Raw genomic sequence first — 2,530 nt, 5'->3', positions numbered from 1 at the left:
CGCATCATTTCATGATGCACCGCGTCCGGGGCACAAGACCATTTTACGACGCGCGCTGGGCCGCGGTCATCACGATGCGGATCAGATCGGCGGCATTGCGGGCGCCAAGCTTCTTCATGATGTTGGCGCGGTGATCCTCGATGGTGCGCGGGCTGATGCCGAGGGTGCGGCCGGCTTCCTTGTTGGAGGCACCGGCGGCGATTGCTGGGTGTTCGGACCATTGGAAGGATCCGATTCGCGGCACGTAAAGCCCTTTTTCTGGGGAATACACCTTGGAATCGCTGCTGCGTGACCTTGTAACTCCTGCCTGTGCTGCCCAGATTCCCGCCAAACCGCAGTGGAAGGGCTGGGGAATGATTAATGAGGAAGATTTCGACGTAGCGTCCGAGCCGTCGGTCGAGATGGCATTTATCCGCCTGGAGCGGAAATTCCGTGCGACCTACGAGGCCAATTTACAGAATAGCGACGGCAACGGCCCGTACTACCACTACACGACCGAATATATGAACCATGTTGCCGCCGCCGCCGATGCGCTCGGGATCACGCTCTTTGATTTTGGCTACGCCGCGCCGAAACAGAACACGATCTTCGACGATTACCAGGCATTTCGGGAGGTCATTGACCGGTACATCGTGCGCCACACGATCACGCACATCCGCTCGGGTCTGAAGAACTCAGTGGTCCTCTCAACCGTTGAGAAGGAAAAACTCCGCCACTACGTCGCGCAGATCAAGGAAGTTATCGACAAGGCCGACTTGGTCCCAGGCAAAAAAGAGCGGCTGTACGACCTCATAAACGCTTTCCTCGCCGAACTGGACCGTGACCGCACCGGCCTCCAGCGGTTTGGTGACCTGATGATCGGGCTGGCCCACATCGGCGGCGAGATGGCGAAGGAGATGGAACCCGCATGGAAATGGGCCAAGCTTATCGGGCAGGTCCTTGGTGCTCGCCAGGAAGCCGAGCAAACGAGACTTCCGCCGCCGCCCAAAAAGATTGAGCCGCCGAAGCAGCGCAAGATCGAGCCGCCCAAGAAGCCGGCGACGATTGACGACGACATCCCATTCTGATGAGCGCTCGACAAGAAATCTATAAGGCGACCCGAGACGGACAGGATAAGTACACCTATTTTCTGCTCGCCGCTGCTGGCGCTGCCATCGCGTTTGCGGTCACTCAATCGCAGACGGCTACGCTCACCTAGTCGAAATTACCGCTCGCTCTTGCCGTGCTGTCTTGGGCCTTCAGTTTTTATTCGGGCTGCCGGCAGCTTCGCGACGTGACCAACGTCATGCAGCAGAATTACGACCTCCTACGCGTTCAGGAAGGGCTACATCCGCGATTTCCCAACCACCCCCAGGTCGTGGCAGTCATCGAACAGGCCGTCCATGAGGCTGCCGATCGGACCGGATGGTGGGGTGCCCGTCAATTTCGCTTCCTTGTCACGGGTGCCGTTTTCTATGTGCTCTGGCACGTGACCGAGATGGCGCTGCGGGCGCAGGTTCAAATCCCCCACCTCTCGTATTCGTAGCTTAATGCTCTAGTTCTTGCGGCGGCTCCCGCCGCTGGTTCTCTTCCACTTCAATGAACTCAATTGCCGGCTCGTCTTTGGTGACGTGCGTGTATTGCTCATAGATTCGATGCGGAATTGGTACGACGCGGGTCTCGCCTACGTGGTCGTCGTCTTGGGCCAGGTCGATAATCAACTCGTTGAACTCGTCCTCCTCCGTCCGTGGTCGCTGAAACACGTTTGGAGATCGGAATAGATCAATCGGTTCCCTCGTCGGTCCACCCCGGAAGTTTTCGAGAGATAGCGCCTTGAGCAGGTGCCGCATTTCGTCCTCGCTTACTTCCTTTTGAATTTCCCCGAGCTTGGAGATCAACGCGTCTGTCTTTTCGCGGAATTGGTCCGCCGTCATCAGGTGCTGCACCTCATTCAGTTCGAGCACCATTTCGGCGACCTGCTTGAGCTTACCGGTCGTCTTATGCCTCTTTGCGACGTACCGATCGTACGTCGTGTTGGGCACTTCTCCGTATTTGACGCACTGCGCCACTGTCTGCAGGAACCATTCGGTATTCGCATACATGACACCGACTTGCTTGCACAAACTCTCGTAATCGGCGGTTAGTCCATAGATTATGATAAGGGCATTCAAGGCTCGCCGAACCCGTACCTTGGCCTTGGTAGAGCCCTCCTCAACAATAACCTCGACGTAGCAGTCTTCGAGAAAACTACGCGCGGCACTGACCGCGTATTCGTTCAGAGCTGCCCCGAAGCGCTCCTGTTCCTTCCGGTCATCGATTTCAGACCGCAGGTGTATATAGACCTCGGCTATAATCATTTCCCGCCCCATTCCCCAAAAAGGGAACTCTACCCACGATTGGGGCAGGGCGCTATCCACACTCCGCTTCAGGCAGCGCGGTGCGTTCGGCAATATGCGTTTAATCGGTTAAAGTAGTGAGGTTGTTGTTCGCGCCAGCACCGGGAAGTGAGCTGTCGCAACGGCGGTGTTTGCATGCCCGGCAAGATGAACGG

3 protein-coding genes and 1 pseudogene are annotated in these 2,530 nt (G+C 57.1%); 1 reads left to right on the top strand and 3 read right to left on the bottom strand.

Annotated features, from left to right (window positions below):
* Positions 1–43: 43 nt before the first annotated feature.
* Positions 44–199 (bottom strand): annotated as a pseudogene (locus FXB38_RS42410) (LuxR C-terminal-related transcriptional regulator); the annotation flags it as partial.
* A gap of 73 nt (positions 200–272) precedes the next feature.
* Between FXB38_RS42410 and FXB38_RS42405 the strand changes: the two are divergent.
* On the top strand, positions 273–1,067 hold the full coding sequence (locus FXB38_RS42405; protein ID WP_148756756.1) for a hypothetical protein: 795 nt from the start codon (positions 273–275) through the stop codon (positions 1,065–1,067).
* A gap of 257 nt (positions 1,068–1,324) precedes the next feature.
* On the opposite strand, the gene FXB38_RS43420 is transcribed toward FXB38_RS42405, so the two are convergent.
* Both FXB38_RS43420 and FXB38_RS42400 read right to left on the bottom strand, forming a co-directional pair.
* Positions 1,325–1,501: a hypothetical protein gene (locus tag FXB38_RS43420; RefSeq protein WP_187435536.1), complete on the bottom strand. Its 177-nt coding sequence runs from the start codon at positions 1,499–1,501 to the stop codon at positions 1,325–1,327.
* Positions 1,502–1,526: 25 nt separating this feature from the next.
* Positions 1,527–2,396 carry a hypothetical protein gene (locus tag FXB38_RS42400; RefSeq protein WP_148756755.1) on the bottom strand — a complete coding sequence of 290 codons (870 nt, stop codon included), beginning with the start codon at positions 2,394–2,396 and terminating at the stop codon, positions 1,527–1,529.
* Positions 2,397–2,530 lie beyond the last annotated feature (134 nt).

Origin of the sequence: Bradyrhizobium cytisi, from assembly GCF_008123515.1 — a bacterium.
In the GTDB taxonomy this organism is placed as follows: domain Bacteria; phylum Pseudomonadota; class Alphaproteobacteria; order Rhizobiales; family Xanthobacteraceae; genus Bradyrhizobium; species Bradyrhizobium cytisi.
Note: the sequence above shows the minus strand (reverse complement) of the source record. Positions and strands in the feature narration are given on the sequence as shown.